The 17,223-nt window shown below is 34.2% G+C and carries 19 protein-coding genes and 1 riboswitch; of the genes, 12 read left to right on the top strand and 7 right to left on the bottom strand.

Going from position 1 to position 17,223, the window contains the following annotated elements:
- Window positions 1-137: 137 nt before the first annotated feature.
- On the bottom strand, window positions 138-395 hold the full coding sequence (gene rpsT, locus Q0410_RS01670; RefSeq protein ID WP_299032225.1) for a 30S ribosomal protein S20: 258 nt from the start codon (window positions 393-395) through the stop codon (window positions 138-140).
- A gap of 145 nt (window positions 396-540) precedes the next feature.
- Here rpsT and lepB point away from each other — a divergent pair, with 145 nt between their 5' ends.
- Together lepB and lepA are read left to right on the top strand one after the other, a co-directional pair.
- Entirely contained in the window at window positions 541-1,113 is a 573-nt protein-coding gene (gene lepB / locus Q0410_RS01665) for a signal peptidase I (RefSeq protein ID WP_299032223.1), read from the top strand.
- Window positions 1,114-1,127: 14 nt separating this feature from the next.
- The gene (gene lepA, locus Q0410_RS01660) at window positions 1,128-2,939 is read left to right on the top strand and encodes a translation elongation factor 4 (RefSeq protein WP_299032221.1); all 1,812 of its coding nucleotides are present in this window, start codon (window positions 1,128-1,130) and stop codon (window positions 2,937-2,939) included.
- A 26-nt stretch (window positions 2,940-2,965) separates the two neighbouring features.
- On the opposite strand, the gene Q0410_RS01655 is transcribed toward lepA, so the two are convergent.
- Together Q0410_RS01655 and Q0410_RS01650 are read right to left on the bottom strand one after the other, a co-directional pair.
- Window positions 2,966-3,811 (bottom strand): zf-HC2 domain-containing protein, encoded by an 846-nt coding sequence (locus tag Q0410_RS01655; RefSeq protein WP_299032219.1) that lies wholly within the window; start codon window positions 3,809-3,811, stop codon window positions 2,966-2,968.
- Complete coding sequence (locus Q0410_RS01650) at window positions 3,804-4,286, bottom strand: RNA polymerase sigma factor (protein ID WP_299032217.1); 483 nt, start codon at window positions 4,284-4,286, stop codon at window positions 3,804-3,806. Before Q0410_RS01650 ends, Q0410_RS01655 begins: the two co-directional genes overlap by 8 nt.
- A gap of 103 nt (window positions 4,287-4,389) precedes the next feature.
- Between Q0410_RS01650 and Q0410_RS01645 the strand changes: the two genes are divergently transcribed.
- The 8 genes from Q0410_RS01645 to mtaB all read left to right on the top strand — a co-directional run bounded on the left by Q0410_RS01645 (window position 4,390) and on the right by mtaB (window position 13,500).
- Window positions 4,390-5,250: a GNAT family N-acetyltransferase gene (locus Q0410_RS01645; protein WP_299032215.1), complete on the top strand. Its 861-nt coding sequence runs from the start codon at window positions 4,390-4,392 to the stop codon at window positions 5,248-5,250.
- Window positions 5,243-6,364: a radical SAM family heme chaperone HemW gene (hemW, locus tag Q0410_RS01640; protein ID WP_299032213.1), complete on the top strand. Its 1,122-nt coding sequence runs from the start codon at window positions 5,243-5,245 to the stop codon at window positions 6,362-6,364. The genes Q0410_RS01645 and hemW overlap by 8 nt, the downstream gene beginning before the upstream one ends.
- Window positions 6,365-6,446: 82 nt before the next feature.
- The gene (locus Q0410_RS01635; RefSeq protein WP_299032211.1) at window positions 6,447-7,400 is read left to right on the top strand and encodes a 3-hydroxyacyl-CoA dehydrogenase; all 954 of its coding nucleotides are present in this window, start codon (window positions 6,447-6,449) and stop codon (window positions 7,398-7,400) included.
- A gap of 165 nt (window positions 7,401-7,565) precedes the next feature.
- Window positions 7,566-8,579, top strand: coding sequence for a heat-inducible transcriptional repressor HrcA (gene hrcA, locus Q0410_RS01630; protein WP_299032209.1), 1,014 nt, complete (start codon window positions 7,566-7,568; stop codon window positions 8,577-8,579).
- Window positions 8,580-8,595: 16 nt separating this feature from the next.
- On the top strand, window positions 8,596-9,165 hold the full coding sequence (grpE, locus tag Q0410_RS01625; protein ID WP_299032207.1) for a nucleotide exchange factor GrpE: 570 nt from the start codon (window positions 8,596-8,598) through the stop codon (window positions 9,163-9,165).
- A 10-nt stretch (window positions 9,166-9,175) separates the two neighbouring features.
- On the top strand, window positions 9,176-10,990 hold the full coding sequence (gene dnaK / locus Q0410_RS01620; protein WP_299032204.1) for a molecular chaperone DnaK: 1,815 nt from the start codon (window positions 9,176-9,178) through the stop codon (window positions 10,988-10,990).
- 96 nt (window positions 10,991-11,086) lie between these two features.
- On the top strand, window positions 11,087-12,208 hold the full coding sequence (gene dnaJ, locus Q0410_RS01615; protein WP_299032201.1) for a molecular chaperone DnaJ: 1,122 nt from the start codon (window positions 11,087-11,089) through the stop codon (window positions 12,206-12,208).
- Entirely contained in the window at window positions 12,205-13,500 is a 1,296-nt protein-coding gene (gene mtaB / locus Q0410_RS01610) for a tRNA (N(6)-L-threonylcarbamoyladenosine(37)-C(2))-methylthiotransferase MtaB (protein WP_299032196.1), read from the top strand. The genes dnaJ and mtaB overlap by 4 nt, the downstream gene beginning before the upstream one ends.
- A 60-nt stretch (window positions 13,501-13,560) precedes the next feature.
- Here mtaB and Q0410_RS01605 read toward each other — a convergent pair whose 3' ends face one another.
- Window positions 13,561-14,100 carry an NAD(P)H-binding protein gene (locus Q0410_RS01605; RefSeq protein WP_299032227.1) on the bottom strand — a complete coding sequence of 180 codons (540 nt, stop codon included), beginning with the start codon at window positions 14,098-14,100 and terminating at the stop codon, window positions 13,561-13,563.
- Between the two features lie 262 nt (window positions 14,101-14,362).
- Here Q0410_RS01605 and Q0410_RS01600 point away from each other — a divergent pair, with 262 nt between their 5' ends.
- Both Q0410_RS01600 and rpsU read left to right on the top strand, forming a co-directional pair.
- Entirely contained in the window at window positions 14,363-14,704 is a 342-nt protein-coding gene (locus tag Q0410_RS01600; protein ID WP_299032193.1) for a histidine triad nucleotide-binding protein, read from the top strand.
- A 40-nt stretch (window positions 14,705-14,744) separates the two neighbouring features.
- Window positions 14,745-14,927 (top strand): 30S ribosomal protein S21, encoded by a 183-nt coding sequence (rpsU, locus tag Q0410_RS01595; protein ID WP_296112012.1) that lies wholly within the window; start codon window positions 14,745-14,747, stop codon window positions 14,925-14,927.
- 92 nt (window positions 14,928-15,019) lie between these two features.
- Here the strand turns inward: rpsU and Q0410_RS01590 are convergent, their stop codons facing one another.
- Genes Q0410_RS01590 through Q0410_RS01580 form a run of 3 tightly spaced genes read right to left on the bottom strand, consistent with a single transcriptional unit; the run spans window position 15,020 to window position 16,735 of the window.
- A complete protein-coding gene (locus Q0410_RS01590) occupies window positions 15,020-15,196 on the bottom strand; it encodes a hypothetical protein (RefSeq protein ID WP_299032190.1) in 177 nt (58 codons plus the stop codon).
- 10 nt (window positions 15,197-15,206) lie between these two features.
- A complete protein-coding gene (gene rsmI / locus Q0410_RS01585) occupies window positions 15,207-16,025 on the bottom strand; it encodes a 16S rRNA (cytidine(1402)-2'-O)-methyltransferase (RefSeq protein ID WP_299032187.1) in 819 nt (272 codons plus the stop codon).
- On the bottom strand, window positions 16,025-16,735 hold the full coding sequence (locus Q0410_RS01580) for a tRNA1(Val) (adenine(37)-N6)-methyltransferase (RefSeq protein WP_299032184.1): 711 nt from the start codon (window positions 16,733-16,735) through the stop codon (window positions 16,025-16,027). The genes rsmI and Q0410_RS01580 overlap by 1 nt, the downstream gene beginning before the upstream one ends.
- A 111-nt stretch (window positions 16,736-16,846) precedes the next feature.
- A riboswitch (FMN riboswitch) is annotated at window positions 16,847-16,960 on the top strand.
- Window positions 16,961-17,223: the final 263 nt, after the last annotated feature.

The following is a 17,223-nucleotide window of genomic DNA, read 5'->3' as shown; positions in this document are numbered from 1 at the left end:
ATTTTCCTGCGCATTGTGTGCTTGTAAAATTGTGAAAACCGCAAAAAATTTTGCTTACAAAATTTTTTACTACATTTAAAATGAGTGATTATCAGTAGTCATATGTTAGGATCCAGTACTGATTATCACTCATTTTCTTATGCGTTTAGTTCTTTCGCTAATTTTGATGTTGTTGCTGCTACTCTGTTTTTGTGGATAACATTTTTGCTTTCAGCTTGTTTTAGCTTTTTATCAACAACTTTAAATACTTCTCTAGCTTCTTCTAGGTTTCCTGCTTCTACTAGAGCTTCAAACTTTTTGATGTATGTCTTTATTTCAGATTTTCTAGATTTGTTTCTAAGTGTATTTCTCTTAGCAACATCTATTCTTTTTTGACTTGATTTAATATTTGCCATTCTATTTTCACCTCTCTTCTGTTTTGCTTGACTTATGTATTCTACCATAAATTTATAAAAAGTTCAAGTTTTTATTTATATTAGCTTATTTTTTTGAGAATTGAATCAAACTAGTATATAATTAAATAGAAATGAGAGGTTAGATATGAAGGAAGAAAATATACAAAATAAAAAAGAAAATTCGTTATTAAATACCCTTTGGGATTGGGTTAAAACTATTATAGTAGCTCTCGCTATTACATTTTTTATAAAAATGTTTATCGTTGACGCTACAATAGTATCAGGCAAGTCTATGTTAAATACTCTCCATGACGGTGATTGGCTGATGGTTAATAAGGTTGGCAAGCACTTTAGAGATTACAAAAGAGGAGAGATTGTAATTTTAAATGCACCAGACTTTCCTAATAGACTTTATGTCAAAAGAGTAATAGGCGTTCCTGGTGATTTTGTAGAGCTAAGAGATGGGGATGTCTATGTCAACAGTGAAAAACTTGAAGAAAAATACCTAGATGTTGATCATACTCCAGCCAAGACTGATCAGGTAGGATGGGTTCTAGGAGGCAATGAATATTTAGTTTTTGGTGATAACAGGACCAATTCTAATGATTCGAGGGATTTCGGACAAATTTATAAGGAAGAGATTGTAGGCCATGCATTTTTTAGGATATATCCTTTTGCTGATGCAGGCATGATTGATAACAATCCTTACGAAAATTAATTAGTAGGAGATATATGACTAAGAAAAAAGATAACATTAGAAACTTTTCTATTATTGCCCATATCGATCATGGCAAATCTACCCTTGCTGATAGACTTATAGAAAAAAGTGAGAATATCAGCCAAAGGGATATAAAAGAACAAATGCTTGATGATATGGAGCTAGAGCAAGAACGTGGTATTACAATTAAATTAAAATCAATTAAGATCCACTACAAGGCTCGCGATGGAAAAGTTTATGACCTAAATTTAATTGATACACCAGGCCACGTAGACTTTAACTATGAGGTTTCAAGGTCTCTTAAGGCCTGTGAGGGAGCAATACTTGTTGTAGATGCAAGCCAGGGTGTAGAGGCACAAACCCTTGCTAATACCTACCTTGCGCTAGAGCAAGATTTAGAGATTCTTCCAGTTTTAAACAAGATTGACCTTCCAAGTGCAAGGGTTGATGAGGTAAAACTTGAGATAGAAAATCAAATCGGTCTAGACACAGACCATGCACCTTTAGTATCAGCTAAGACTGGGCTAAATATAGAAGATGTTCTAGAAGATATAGTTAATAATATACCGGCTCCAGAAGATCACGATGATAAGCCGCTTAAGGCACTTATCTTCGATTCTTATTATGATTCCTATGTAGGTGTTATATGCTACATAAGAGTTTTTGAAGGTGTAGTTCGCCCAGGAGATGAGATTAAGATGATGAATACCGGTAAGGTTTTTGAAGTAAACCAAGTCGGTTACACATCAAGGGGAAGGGTTGCTACTAAGGAACTTAGGTCAGGAGATGTTGGTTTTATAGAAGCATCAATCAAGCAAGTTAAGGATGCAAGAGTCGGTGATACTATAACTACTGTTGAAAACCCAACAAATAAACCTCTAGCAGGCTACAAGGAAGTCCTACCTATGGTTTATTCAGGAATCTATCCTGCAGAGGGTGAATCTTTTGATAAACTAAGAGATTCTCTAGAAAAGCTTCAGGTAAATGATGCTGCCCTTGTATTTGAGCAAGAAAACTCCCAAGCCCTAGGTGTTGGTCTAAGGGCAGGTTTCCTTGGACTTTTGCACATGGATATTATTACCCAAAGGCTAGAAAGAGAATACGACCTTGATATCATAGCTACAGCACCTTCTGTAATCTATAAGATAAAGCTAAAGGGAGAGGATGAAGAAAAGGAACTTCAAAATCCTAATGATTTTCCTGAACCAACAGAGATAGAGTATATCAAGGAACCTATGACCCTATCAGAGATAATTACTCCAAAAGATTATATTGGCCAAGTTATGGACCTTGCCCAATCTAGGCGAGGCGAGCTTGTAAATATGACTTATATAGATGAAACTAGGGTGTCAATTAAGTATAAGATTCCTCTAAGCGAGGTAATTTATAACTTCTTTGATAGCTTAAAATCAAGGACTAGGGGTTATGCTTCTCTTGATTATGAGGTAACTAACTATGTAGTTTCAAACCTTGTTAAGCTTGATATTCTAATTAATGAACAAAACGTCGATGCCCTATCTCTTATTGTTCATAGAGATTCTGCCTATACAAGGGGTCGTGGTATTGTTGAAAAACTCAAAGATGAGATACCAAGACAACAATTCGCAGTACCAATTCAGGCTGCCATAGGTGGTAAGATTATAGCCAGAGAAACTGTAAGGGCTTTAAGAAAAGATGTAATAGCTAAGTGTTACGGTGGAGATATTTCAAGAAAGAAAAAGCTTCTTGAGAAACAAAAAGAAGGTAAGAAGAAAATGCGTCAACTTGGAAATGTTGAAGTCCCACAAGACGCCTTCCTATCAGTATTAAAATTAGATGATGAATAAAATCGCAATTTAAAAGGATGTGAATTTCACATCCTTTTTTGCTCTCTATATATGCTTAAGAATATTAAAAATAGGTAGATTCCAAGACTTAGTAATAATATATATTTAAAATCAGTCATTGGGTAATAGCTTGCTGTATTAAATCCTTTTATAGAAATTATCCCTAAGAAAAGTGAAAGAGGACCACCTATTAATATAGTTTTTATTGGTAGACTTAGGGATTTTTTTCTGAGTTTTTCTTGTAAAAATATGGCAAAAGCTATTACAAAAAATCCAATGATTGACATCCAGGCATATAAACCAAAGACCAATCTTGGAAGTAGAGTTTGGCGGACTTCGCCAGATCCGATTACCATATTTGGCATGGAGTCGTGGTTTTGGTAGAGAACCATCTTTAAATCGTCCTTATGAAAAGTAAGGGATTTGTTTGGACTATTCTTATTAAAAATTTCGTCGTATTTTGTAGTGTAGGCATCAAGGTATATGGCATCTTCTGTATCAGTATAATCAATTCCGCTAACCTTATCAGAAAATTCCACAGTATAAATTTCATCATTCTTGTAAACTTTGAACAAGTCCTTCTCGTATTCAATATGCCTTGGTGTATTGAGGTAGGAGATGATAAAAATAAGGATAGACCCTATAAGGCTTATAACTGCCAAGGTAAAATACCTTGTTTCTTTTTTTATCCTTTTTTCTACAAAGTCTAGGGGCTTTGTATTTTTATTTTCAATTTCTATATCTTCTTTTAAAAGATTTTTACACTCTGGACAAGTTTTTAAATGGTCTTCAACAAAGGTTTTTGATTCTTCGCTTAAGAGATTTTCCTCATAAAGTGGAAGTAAATCTTTTATAATTTCGCACTTATTCATAATTTTCCTCCAATTCTATTCTTAATTTTTCCTTAGCTCTGTGGTAGACAACGCAGGCCCAGTTTTGATTTTTCTTATAAATTTCACCGATTTCCTTAAAAGATAGGTCATTAAGTCTTAGTTTAACAACGTCTTTATAAGGATTTTCTAGTTTGTTTATAGCAAGGTCTAAGCTTGTTAGTCGTTCTCTCTTCAATAAATCCTTTTCAAAAGATTCTAAATTCTTATCAAAGTCTTCAATTTTATCAGTAAGTAAAATTTTTTTGTTCTTATTATAATAATTATAATAGGTATTTTTTCCTACCTGAAATAAGTAGGATTTAACTTTAGAGTCCTCAATTGATTCAATATTTTTCATAGCTCTTATAAAGGACTCTGAGCATATATCTTGGGCGATTTCTTTGTTTTTGCACAGATATAGTAAAAATCTATACAAGTCGTCAAAATATATCCTATAAATTTTTTCTATATCCATAATTCCTCCTTCATATAGTAGACAAATAACTTAGTCATATCTTACAAAATTTTAAAATAAATTCCATTATTGTATAGTATATTTATCATGAAAAGGAGTTTATATGGATATTAAAATAGATTTATCTTCAATTAAGTTAAAAACAGAAAGACTTATTTTAAGGGCTTTCGAAAATAGGGATTTAAAAGATTTATATGAATATGCCAAGATTCCAGGGCTAGGGGAGATGGCCGGCTGGGCCCATCACCAAAGCCTAGAAGATAGCAAAAAAGTTTTGGAAAAATTTAAAAAAGATAAGGATGTTCTTGCTATAGAAAAAGATGGCAAGGTTATAGGATCTATCGGTCTTCATCCAGTTGATGAAGAATTTTATAAGGAATATAAGGACCTAAAGGGCAAGGAGCTAGGTTTTGTCCTAAGCGAATTCTACCACAGGCAAAAGATAATGACTGAAGCTATCAAGGCCATAATGAAATATGCCTTTGAAGACTTAGGGCTTGATTATTTATCTGCTGGTTACTTTAGGGGGAATTTCAAATCTAGGTGGTTTCAACAGAAACTAGGCTTTAATTATTATGGTAGCCATATTGTGAAACTTGCCATGGGTAATCTTGAACCAGTCCACCAGACAATCTTTACCAAGGAAGACTACCTAGAAAATAAGACAGGCCATGTAGTAAAAAAGAAAAAATCAAAGCCGAGTGTAGAACTCGTCGCAAAAGGTGAGACGGAAATTATAAGAAGACTTTATTTTGAAAAAGAAGATGAATATAAGTCTCAAAATAAAGAAAATTCTTACTATATAGTTGTAGTTGAAGGTAGGGTAAGGATTATAGCAGGTGGTAAAGAGTACACATATTTTCCAGCAGATGCCCTTAGGATAAAAAAAGGTCAGGACTTTACTATTATTAGTAGGTCAGCTGCTAAACTCGTTTTGATAGAAGTGATTGGTCATCATGAATAAGGTTGGAGCTTATATTCACATTCCTTTTTGCGAAAAAAAGTGCTATTATTGTGACTTTGCAGCCTTTCCTAGCCTTGAAAACTGGATAGAGCCTTATGTAGACAATCTTATAAAAGAGATAAGACTTTATAGGGAAAAGATGGATGTAATTATTGATTCAATCTATATTGGAGGAGGAACTCCTTCTTATATAAATCCATCTTTTATAGAAAAAATATTCGAAGAAATCTATAAGTTTAAAACTGACATAAAAGAATTTACCATAGAGACAAATCCAAATTCTCTTGATAGAAATAAACTTAAGACTTACAAGGAGCTTGGAATAAACAGGATTAGCCTAGGAGTTCAGTCCTTTGATGATGTAGTTCTTAAAAATATCGGTAGAAATCACACCAAAGATAGGGCGATTAGAGATATTCAAATGATAAAGGATGCGGGATTTGATAATCTATCTTTTGATTTAATGTTAAATCTTCCCAGTCAAGATTTTCAAAGTGTAAAAAGAGATTTAGAAATGGTTAAAATTTTAAAACCTAATCACATTTCTTGGTATTCTCTAATTTTGGATAAGGGATCAAGATTTTATGCTCTTGACAAGGAAGGTAAGCTTGATTTAATGGATTCAGACCTTGAAGTGGATATATTTTCTTATCTAGTTGAGGAACTAGAAAAAATTGGTCTAAATCGTTATGAAATCTCAAATTTCGCACAAAGAGGATGTGAGTCTTTTCATAATAAAAAATATTGGAATGGAGATGGCTATTTAGGTTTTGGTTTATCAGCTGCAGGTTTTATTGACAATACTAGATACAATAATACTAGAAATCTTGCAATCTATGATAAAATGCTAAAAAATAATAATCTTCCTATAATAAATAAAGAGTTTATCGACAAAGATGAAAGTGAAAAAGAATATATTATTTTTAAACTCAGGGAAAGCGAAGGAATCAACTTAGAATTTTTCAGGGATAAATTCGGAGCTGATTTTTTAGAAAAATACAAAGATGCAATTCATAAATATGAAGCTTATGGATTATTTGAAATTGATGACTATTTTAGATTTACAAAAAAAGGCTTTAGCCTTTCTAATGAGTTTTTTGTAGAAATAATTTAAGTTTTAAATAAAAAAATCTTAATTGGGTATAGATAAGATATAAAGATTAGTAAAAAAATCTATTAGTAAAAGGAGACAATTTATGACAATTAAAAAAGTAACAATAGCAGGCGGTGGCGTACTTGGTGCTCAAATTGCATATGCAACCGCATTTCACGGTTATGATGTAACAATTTGGGGCAGACGTGATGATTCAATCGAAAGAATCAAACCAAGAGTTGACCGTCTTCATCAAATATATAGCCAAGAGTTAGAAGTAGCTCCTTCTTACATTGGTGAGAAAAATCCTAATTTCCCAAGATCCTTCTTTAACTCAAAAGAAGAAATTACAGAAGAAAAAATAGCACAACTAAAAGATGTAAATGAAAAAGTCTATGAGGGACTAAAATACACAACAGACCTAGAAGAAGCCTTTGGAGATTCTGACCTAGTTATAGAAGCAATCGCTGAAGTGGTTGAGCAAAAGAAAGATTTTTATGAAAAAATCGCCCCATACCTAAAAGATGAGGCAATCCTTGTAACAAACTCTTCAACCCTACTTCCTTCAATGTTTAGGGAATATACAGGTAGGGAAGAGAGGTTCCTAAGTCTTCACTTCGCAAATAATATCCACAGACAAAACCTAGCTGAGGTTATGAGACACGATAAGACAGATGATGGAGTTTTTGAAGAAGTTGTAGAATTTGCAAGATCAATTGGTATGTACCCAGCAGTAATTAAAAAAGAACAACCTGGCTACATTTTAAACTCAATCCTCGTTCCTGTAATAAATGCAGGTCTTACTCTTTACGGAAATGATGTAGCAGACCCAGTTGATATTGATATGGACTGGAAAATTGGTACAGGTTCACCAAAGGGCCCATTTGAGATAATAGATATAGTTGGTATTACAACTGTAGTTAATATCTTAAGTAATAATCCTGCTTCAAGTGACCCATCTACTCCAATTGGTAAGGCAATGATTAAACTAAATGAAATGTTAGATAAGGGTCTTAAAGGAGTAGAAACAGGGGAAGGCTTTTATAAATATAAATAAGAAAAGCATCAAAAAGTGGCTAAGTCGCCACTTTTTTCTTGGGTTTTTATAAATTGGCTTGAAATAATTTAATACTAGCTTTTAATTTTACTTGACATATATTTTTAACTTAGTATATTATTATTAGCAGTCGGAAGTAAAGAGTGCTAAAAGGAGTGAAAGACTTTGAAAGATAGAAGAATGCAGATACTTTTCACTATCATAAATTCTTATATCTTGGCAGGAGAGCCGGTCGGTTCTAAGTCATTGGCTGATGATTATTCCTTTGATGTCTCAGCAGCTACTATTAGAAACGACATGAGTGACCTTGAGAAAAAAGGGCTACTAAAAAAGGCCCACACTTCAAGTGGCAGGCTCCCATCAGATAAGGGTTATAGGTTTTTTGTGGACTATTTACTTGAAAATGGTCTTATAGAAGCAAGGCCTAGACCTGACTTTACAAGTCTAAAAAAGATGCTCGATAAGAGATACCACAATGCTACAGATATAGTAAGATCTGCCACAAAGATACTGGCAGGTATTACAAATCTAACGGCTGTCTCTGTTACTTACAAAAATCAAATAAAATCTATAGCCAATATCGAACTTCTGAGAGTAAATGATTACTCCCTACTTTTGATAGTGGTTTATGATAATGGTTTAATAGTAAATGATATGATTTATCTAAGGTATGCTATAGAAGATAAGGACCTTGAATTTATAAATAGGCTTATCCAAAGTGAGCTAGTGGGTTCAAATATTTTGCATCTGTCTGATAAGATAAAGAAGATTGAAGAAAAGTTAAGTCTCAATTATAAGTATTTGCTCGATATAGTCCAAACTAAGATGAAAAATGAATCTGTAAAAGATTCAAATAAAGAAATCAAGATAGAGGGTTTGGGTAATATATTCAACTTCAAAGAATTTGATGATATAGTCAAAGCTAAAGAATTTATCAATCTCTTTGAAAGTCCAGATATTATTACAGATTTTCTAACTGATAATAATGATAAAAGCCTTGTCATCACTATCGGAGAAGAAAATGAAATTGACCAGTTAAAAGAAAATACAATCATAACTTCTTATTTTAAGGTAGACGAAAACACTATCGGTCAGATAGGAGTTGTAGGTTTAACCAGGATAAATTATAAGGAAGTAATTGAGAGTATCAACCTAGTATCAGATTTATTAAATCAATAAGAGGAAGGTGAATGATTTGGCAGACGATATAAAAAAAGATGAAAATATCGACGAGGAAGTCGAAGATATAGAAGATATAAAAGAAAAAGAAGATGAAATAGAAGAAGACCTTGAAGAAGAAATCATAGACGCAGAAATAGTCGAAGATGAAGAAGATTCTTCAGTTAATCAAGCTAATAATGAATATGTAGAAAAATATCAAAGGCTTATGGCTGACTTTGCAAACTATAAGCAAAGGGAGGAAAAGTCTAAGGCAGACTTTAAAAAGTTTGCATCAAGCTCTTTGATAGAAAAGCTACTCCCGGTTCTTGATAACTTTGATAGGGCTCTTAAGGATAAAGACCCAGAAGATCCATTTGTAAAGGGAGTTATCATGACAAGAGATGAACTTCTAAAAACATTAAAAAATGAAGGTTTAGAAGAAATTCTATCAGATGGCGAAAAATTTGATCACAATCTTCACCACGCAGTTATGACAGAAGAAAGTGACTCTGTGGAGCAAGATTATATTATAGAAACATTCCAAAAAGGATATACATTAAATGGAAAAATCCTTAGACCAGCTATGGTTAAGGTAAGCAAGTAGGAGGAAATTTATGGCAAAAATCATAGGAATTGACTTAGGTACAACAAACTCAGCAGTAGCTGTTATGGAAGGTGGTAGTGCAACTATTATACCAAACAGTGAAGGTAATAGAACTACACCATCAGTAGTAGCTTTCTCAAAAGATGGGGAAAGACTAGTAGGTGAAACAGCTAAAAGACAAGCTATCACTAACCCACACAGAACAATAGCATCAGTTAAAAGAGAGATGGGTCATGACTGGAAAAGCCCTGAAATTGATGGCAAACAATATACACCAGAAGAAATTTCTGCAATGATCCTTCAAAAACTAAAGGCAGATGCTGAAAGCTACCTAAATGATACAGTAACAAATGCAGTAATCACAGTACCTGCATACTTTACAGACGCTCAAAGACAAGCTACAAAAGACGCTGGACAAATCGCAGGTTTAAAAGTAGACAGAATCATAAATGAGCCAACAGCAGCAGCCCTATCTTATGGCATGGATAAGGAAACTGACCAATCTAAGATAATGGTTTACGACCTTGGTGGTGGTACTTTCGACGTTTCAATCCTCGAAGTAGGAGATGGAGTATTTGAAGTATTATCTACAAGAGGTAATAACAAACTTGGTGGTGATGACTTCGATAATGCAGTTGTAGACTACCTTGCAGCTGAATTTAAGAAAGAATCTGGAGTTAATCTAACAAAAGATTTAACAGCTATGCAGAGACTAAAAGATGCAGCTGAAAAAGCTAAGAAAGAACTATCTTCAACACTTACAACCAATGTAAACCTACCATTTATCACAGCAGTAGATGGTCAACCTGTCCACTTGGATATAAACCTATCTAGGGCAAAATTTGATGAATTAACAAAAGATTTAGTAGAAAAAACAAAAAAACCAGTAGAAGATGCCCTTCATGACGCAGGTTTATCTGCATCTGACATTGATAAGGTTCTTCTAGTAGGTGGATCTACAAGAGTTCCAGCAGTTCAAGAACTAGTTAAGAAAATAGTTGGCAAAGACCCACAAAAAGACATCAACCCAGATGAATCAGTTGCAATCGGTGCAGCTATCCAAGGTGGTGTTCTAACAGGTGAGGTAAAAGACTTACTACTTCTTGATGTAACACCTCTATCCCTTGGTATTGAAACCCTAGGTGGAGTTGCTACAAAACTTATCGAAAGAAATACAACTATACCAACTAAAAAATCACAAATCTTTACAACTGCAGCAGATGGTCAAACAGAAGTAGACATCCACGTAGTTCAAGGTGAACGTGAAATGGCAGCAGATAACACAACTCTAGGCAGATTCCAACTTACAGGAATACCTGCAGCAAGACGTGGTGTTCCACAAATCGAAGTAACTTTTGATATAGATGCTAATGGTATTGTAAATGTAACAGCAAAAGATCAAGGTTCTGGTAAGGAACAAAAGATTACAATCACATCTTCATCAAACCTATCTGAAGAAGAAATCGATAAGAAGATTAAGGAAGCAGAGAAATTTGCTGAAGAAGATAAGAAGAAAAAAGAAGGTATAGACGCTAAAAACAACGCTGAAAACCTAGTTTACCAAGCAAGAAAAACTGTAGAAGACGCCAAACTTGAAGGTGCTGATAAGGAGAATATCGAAGCTAAGGCAAAAGAACTAGAAGATGCTATAGGAGCTAACGATATTGACAAGATTAAGAGCCTATCAGAAGAATTAACAAATGAAATCTACAAGGTAAGCGAAAAAATGTATAAGGCAAACGAAGCTAGCCAAGGCGAAGCTGGTGGAAATGACGAAGACGTTGTAGATGCTGACTATGAAGTAATCGACGAAGACGAAGAATAATCTTTTGAAAGATAATCTATAGCTAGTATAATAAAAACAATTGATAAAAGGAGCTATTTCCTAGTGAAATAGCTTTTTTTAGTGATTGGAGGAAATATGAAAGATCCATATGAAGTTCTGGGCGTTACTAAAAACGCCACTAATGATGAAATAAAAAGAGAATATAGAAAACTTGCTAAAAAATATCACCCGGACTTAAATCCAGACGATAAGGAAGCAGAACACAATTTTAAGGAAGCGACCCTAGCTTACGAAATTCTTTCAGATCCTGAAAAGAAACAACAATACGATACCTATGGGGCTCAAGCCTTCGAAAATGGTGGAGCAGGCTTTAATGGTGGCTTTGGCGGAGGATTCAGTGGCTTTGGAGATATTTTTGGTGATTTATTTGGAGATATATTTAACCAAGGCTACGGGAATAATGCTAATAGGCCAGTTAAGGGAGATGACATCCAACATACAGTAAATCTAACCTTCCAAGAGGCAGCCTTTGGCACAAGTAAGGAAATTCAAATAAGACGTGAAGTAGAATGCCATGTTTGCCATGGATCTAAGGCTGAAAAAGGAGCAGAAACTCAAACTTGTCCAGACTGTCATGGTCAGGGTGTAGTTAATGAGGTATCAAGAACAGCCTTTGGAACCATGTCAAGGACTGTCACCTGCAAAAAGTGTCACGGTAGCGGGGAAATAATAGATAAACCATGTAAAAACTGCGATGGAACAGGTAAGGAATATAAGTCAGAAAAAATCAAAATTGACATCCCATCAGGTGTTGAAGACAAAAATGTTATAAGACTATCTGGCAAGGGTCATGTAGGAGAAAACGGAGGTCCTTTCGGTGACCTATATGTAATCTTGAGGGTAGAAGACCATGAAATCTTTAAGAGAGATGGACTAGATATTTATTATGAGATGCCAATAAGTTTTCCAACTGCAGCCCTAGGAGGAAAAATAAATGTAGCAACACTTAGAAAGTCTGTTGAATTTGAAATTCCAGCTGGAACCCAAACAGGCGAGAGATTTACCCTAAAGAAAGAGGGAATCGAAGATAAGAGAAGGGGAAGAACAGGAAACCTCTATTTCTATGTTAAAGTTATAACACCAACGAAATTATCAAAAGATCAAAAAGAAGCCTTAAAAGCATATGCTGATGCAAGTGGGGATGAAGTTAAGGAAAATAAGTCATTTTTTGATAAGGTAAAGGACTTTTTTGAATGAAAAACACATTTAATATCTTAACCCTTGGTTGTAAGGTAAACCAATACGAATCAGAAGCCGTAGAGGAAATCTTTGAAGAAAGAGGGTTTGAAAGGAAAGAAAAAAATGCAGACGTCTATGTTATAAATACCTGTACAGTTACAAATATGTCTGATAGAAAAAGTCGTCAGATGATATCAAGGGCTAGGAAGGATAATCCAGAGGCTATTATTGCAGTAATGGGTTGTTATTCCCAAGTTAAACCAGAAGATGTAGCTAAAATAGAAGGTGTGGATATAGTATTAGGGTCAAGAAATAAAGAAGAAGTAGTAGAGCTTTGTGAAAATATGCTTCAAAACAAGGCAGCTATTGACCAAGTTATTTCTGTTTCAGAAGATAAAACCTTTGAGGAATTAGAAATTTCTAACCAAACAGAAATGACTAGGGCTTATATGAAAATCCAAGACGGCTGTAATATGTATTGCTCTTATTGCCTAATTCCTTACGCTAGGGGTAATGTCGTAAGTCGTCCTATAGACTCTATTACTAAAGAAGCAGAAAGGCTAGCTAAAAATGGATTTAAAGAAATAGTCCTTACAGGTATCCATGTTGCAAGCTATGGAAAAGATTTTGATGACGATATTTCCCTTATAGATGTAATAGAAAATGTAGCGAAGGTTAACGGAATTGAAAGAATTCGTCTTTCATCAATGGAACCAAGACACATAACAAGAGATTTTCTTGAGAGAATGAGGGCAACAAACAAGGCCTGTGACCACTTCCACCTCTCCCTCCAATCAGGGTCAGATGATGTTCTTAAGGCTATGAATAGAAAATATGACACAGCTATGTTTAAGGAAAAAATAGACCTAATTAGGGAGGTTTTCCCAAATGCTGGTCTTACAACTGATATAATAGTAGGCTTTCCTGGTGAAACAGAGGAGAACCACAAGGAAACCATGGATTTTGTAAAAGAAATAAAATTCGCCAAAACCCACTTATTTAAGTACTCACAAAGAGATGGGACAAGAGCAGCTGCTATGAAGGGTCAAATAAATGGTAATATCAAAAAAGACCGTCTAAAAGATCTTGAAGCTATTGAAAATATAAATAGAGAACAGTTCCTAGAAAATCAAATAGGGAAAGTTCTAGCAGTGTTAATAGAATCAAAATCTGACCTAGAAGGTTACAGTGGAGGCTATTCCACCAACTACCTTAAGGTTAATGTAAAAGAACATATACCAGCTAATACCATTATCGATGTAGAGATAAGTGAGATAAGAGATGGTGAATTGGTTGGAAAAAGAATATAAAAAAGACAGCCATGGCCAAAACTAATATAGGTTTTGGCATCTTGGCTGTCATTTTTAGTCTTATTTTATAGAGTCTAGGGCCTTATCAATTTCCATATCTCCTGCTGCAATTTGGATTTCTTTATTTTTAAATCCATCCCTTAATAAAAGTTTAGCTAGAAATGCTGCCACATCATTACGGGATATAGATTGACTAGTTGCAACTTTAGTAGAGTGAGTATCAGTTACCTCTATACTACCTTTAGCATCTCCATCGTTTAGACTCGATGGGTGGATTATAGTATAGGAAAGTCCTGAGTTTTCTTTAAGGTATAAGTCTGCATAGTGCTTGCAAATTGTATAAGTCTTTATTGGGTCATCTGGATTTTCAACGGCAGTCCTTGATGAGTCCCAGGTAGATACCATGTAGTATTGAGAAACTCCAGCCTTTTTGGCTGCTTTCATAGTTTTAATTGCTCCGTCTAAGTCAACTTTGACAGTAGTATCTGCTCCGCCCTTACCGTCAGCACCTACTGAAAACAAGACCTTATCATAACCCTTAAAAATTTTAGCCATATCATCTATAGAGTCATTTACCACGTTAATTAGTTTACTATCTATACCCTTATCTTTAAGATCTTTAAGCTTTTGTTCATTTCTTACACTTGCTGTAAAATCTGCCTTTTTTTAGCTAGAATCTCAGTAAGTTTACTACCAACGCCTCCATTTGCGCCTAAGATTAAAATTTTCATTATACATCCTTTCTTATCTCTTATATTTAATGTATACCCATAAACCATCTTAATTAAAAGCCATATTTAGCAAGCTTATTATTGACTCACTTTTTTTATTGTGGTAGAATGTATATTAATGGGGGTGAAGTATGGATTGTGTATTTTGTAAGATTATAGATGGAGAAATCCCATCTAAGATAATCTATGAAGATGAAGAGTTAATTGCATTTGACGATTTAGATCCACAAGCACCTATCCATTTTCTTGTTATACCAAAAAAGCACATAGAAAGTCTAGAGACTCTTGATGAGTCTGATAGTGATTTGATAGGCAAGATATTTTTAGCAATCAGAAAAATTGCCCGTGATAAGGGAATGGCTGATTCTGGATATAGGATTGTCAACAACATAGGAGAAGACGGAGGACAAACTGTACCTCACATGCATTTCCATGTACTTGGCGAAAGAAGCCTTCAGTGGCCACCAGGCTGATTTAAGTCTAGACCGTGCATATACGAGAGGGGGGATAGAGATGACAGAAATCAGAGTTGGAGAAAACGAATCAATCGACAGTGCGATTAAGAGATTCAAAAGACAATGCGCAAGATCCGGTGTACTTTCTGAATACAGAAGAAGAGAACACTACGAAAAACCAAGCGTTATAAAGAAAAAGAAAATCGACGCTGCCAAGAGAAAAAACAGAAAAAGAAGATAATAATTTAACCATCCATTATGTGGGTGGTTTTTTATAGGATTTTAAAAGCCTCAGACTTGTATAGTAAGTCTGGGGCTTTGTCTTTTATAATTTTAATCTTTTTTACTAATAAAATAAATGGTTAGAACAAGGTAGGCCATGTAAATGATATATGTGATACTATTAGACCAAGGAAAAGACGCTTCTGGGTGGTTTAGAGCATAGAATATAAAAATAATTCCTACTAGACCCATAACTAGGCCAATTTTTAAGTGTTTTTGATTTTTCATCACTAGGTTCCTATTTAAAATTAAGAACATAGTCATATATTTCATTTTTAGAAAATTTACTTTCTTTTTTGATTTTTTTTACTATTTCCTTGGTAGACTTGCCGCTATCAATCATTTCTTTTATTTTTTCATCAAAGTTTGAAATATCATCAAATTCTTCTTCCTTTTTACCTTCTAAAATTAGGACAAATTCGCCCTTGAAGGTAATTTCCTCCGGGTTTATATCCTTAATTGTATAGGTTTTGTATTCTTCAAATTTTTTTGTAAGCTCTCTTGCTATGGTTAGCTTTCTTTCTGGGAAAATTTCCTTAAAGTCCTCTATTGTTTTTGGGAGGTTGTGAACTGAGTCAAAGATTATTGAAGTCTTATCCTCGTTTTTTAATTTTTCGTAGAGTTCTTTTTTTTCTTTAGATTTCTTGCCTATAAAACCATAAAAGGTGAAGGCTGTCATATCTTGGCCTGAACCTATAAGGGCAGTAAGAATTGAACTTGGTCCAGGTAATATAGTATAGGAAATATTATTTTCTATACATTTTTTTATGAGAATTTCCCCAGGATCAGACATTCCAGGCATGCCCTGGTCGCTAATAATTCCTATAGTTAAACCTGCTTGAGCTTTTTTTATTAGCTCTTCACTTTTAGCTTGCTCATTAAATTTGTGGTAGGAGGTAAGAGGCTTAGATATTTCATAAAAGTCTAAGAGTTTTTTTGACTCTCTAGTGTCTTCACAAGCGATTAAATCTACTTCTTTTAGGGTATTTATTGCCCTTAGGGTCATATCTTCTAGGTTGCCAATTGGGGTTGGAATAAAATATATTTGATAGTCCATTAGTCCTCCTTGTAAGTTCCATTTATTTTTCTAACTTGATCTGTATATGCTCCGTCCTTATAGATTATGATAGGATCTTCAATCTTAATCCCATCCTTAGCATTTTTTACAAATTCTATAAGGATAAACTGTGGTTTGGTATTATAGGTTGAATGAGCAAAGCGAATCCTCTTTGGTTTTATATTGCCTGATTTATTGAAAATTTCTACCATTCTTTCAGGTTTATGGATCATAAAAAGCTTGCCCTTATCCTTTAGAGTTTTATTGACGAAGGCAAAAATATCATCAAGCTTTAGGAAAAGTTCTTGTCTTGATATAAGGTATTCTTCGTCCTTATTTTTAATATTTTGATTAATTTTGTAATAGGGAGGGTTGGTTATAATATAGTCGAGGCTATTTTCTTTAAAATCTACTTTATTTAGGTCCTCATTTATTATTTCTATATTTTTTATCTCATTAAGTTTTAGGTTCTCTTCTAAAATCTTGGCCTTAGTTGCCTGAATTTCTACAGCATAGACTTCTTTTAGCTTATAAAGGCTATTTGCCATCAGGGCAAGGATGCCGTTTCCTGAGCCTATATCAAGGAGGGTCTTATCTCTTTTCATTTTAGCAAAGTCTCCTAATAAAATTGAGTCGATGCCAAAAGAATAGGCTCCATCTACGTGTATCATTTTTATATCTGTTTTTGGTATATAGTCTAGTTTTCTCATAGGTCTATTATATCAGATAATCTTATATAGTTAAATTCAGAATTAGAAAAGACCTTTGAGAAAGATTTGACAAAAGGAAAACCTTATATTATAATAAAACTTGTAAAGATAAAATATCTTCAGGGCGGAGTGCAATTCTCCACCGGCAGTTATAGTCTGCGAGCGTAAGCCGAATCGGTGAAATTCCGATACCGACAGTTAAAGTCTGGATGGAAGAAGTATTATATTTATATGTATTTACTTTGAAATTTAGTCCCTGAAAGGGGACTTTTTTAGTTCCCGAAAAGGAAGTGATAGATTGAATTACGGAAAAATAATGAAAGAATGTTTTGATCTCGCTCTTAAGGGAGCAGGTAGGGTCTTAACTAATCCCATGGTTGGGGCAATCCTTGTTAAGGATGGGAAAATAATTTCTAAGGGCTACCACAAGGGCTTCGGCAAAGACCATGCAGAAATTGACTGCTTTAAAAATGCCAAAGAAGACGTAA

Origin of the sequence: uncultured Anaerococcus sp., assembly GCF_937934665.1 — a bacterium.
Taxonomy (GTDB): domain Bacteria; phylum Bacillota; class Clostridia; order Tissierellales; family Peptoniphilaceae; genus Anaerococcus.
The sequence above is the reverse complement of the archived record's forward strand: the minus strand, read 5'-3'. Positions and strand labels throughout refer to the sequence as shown.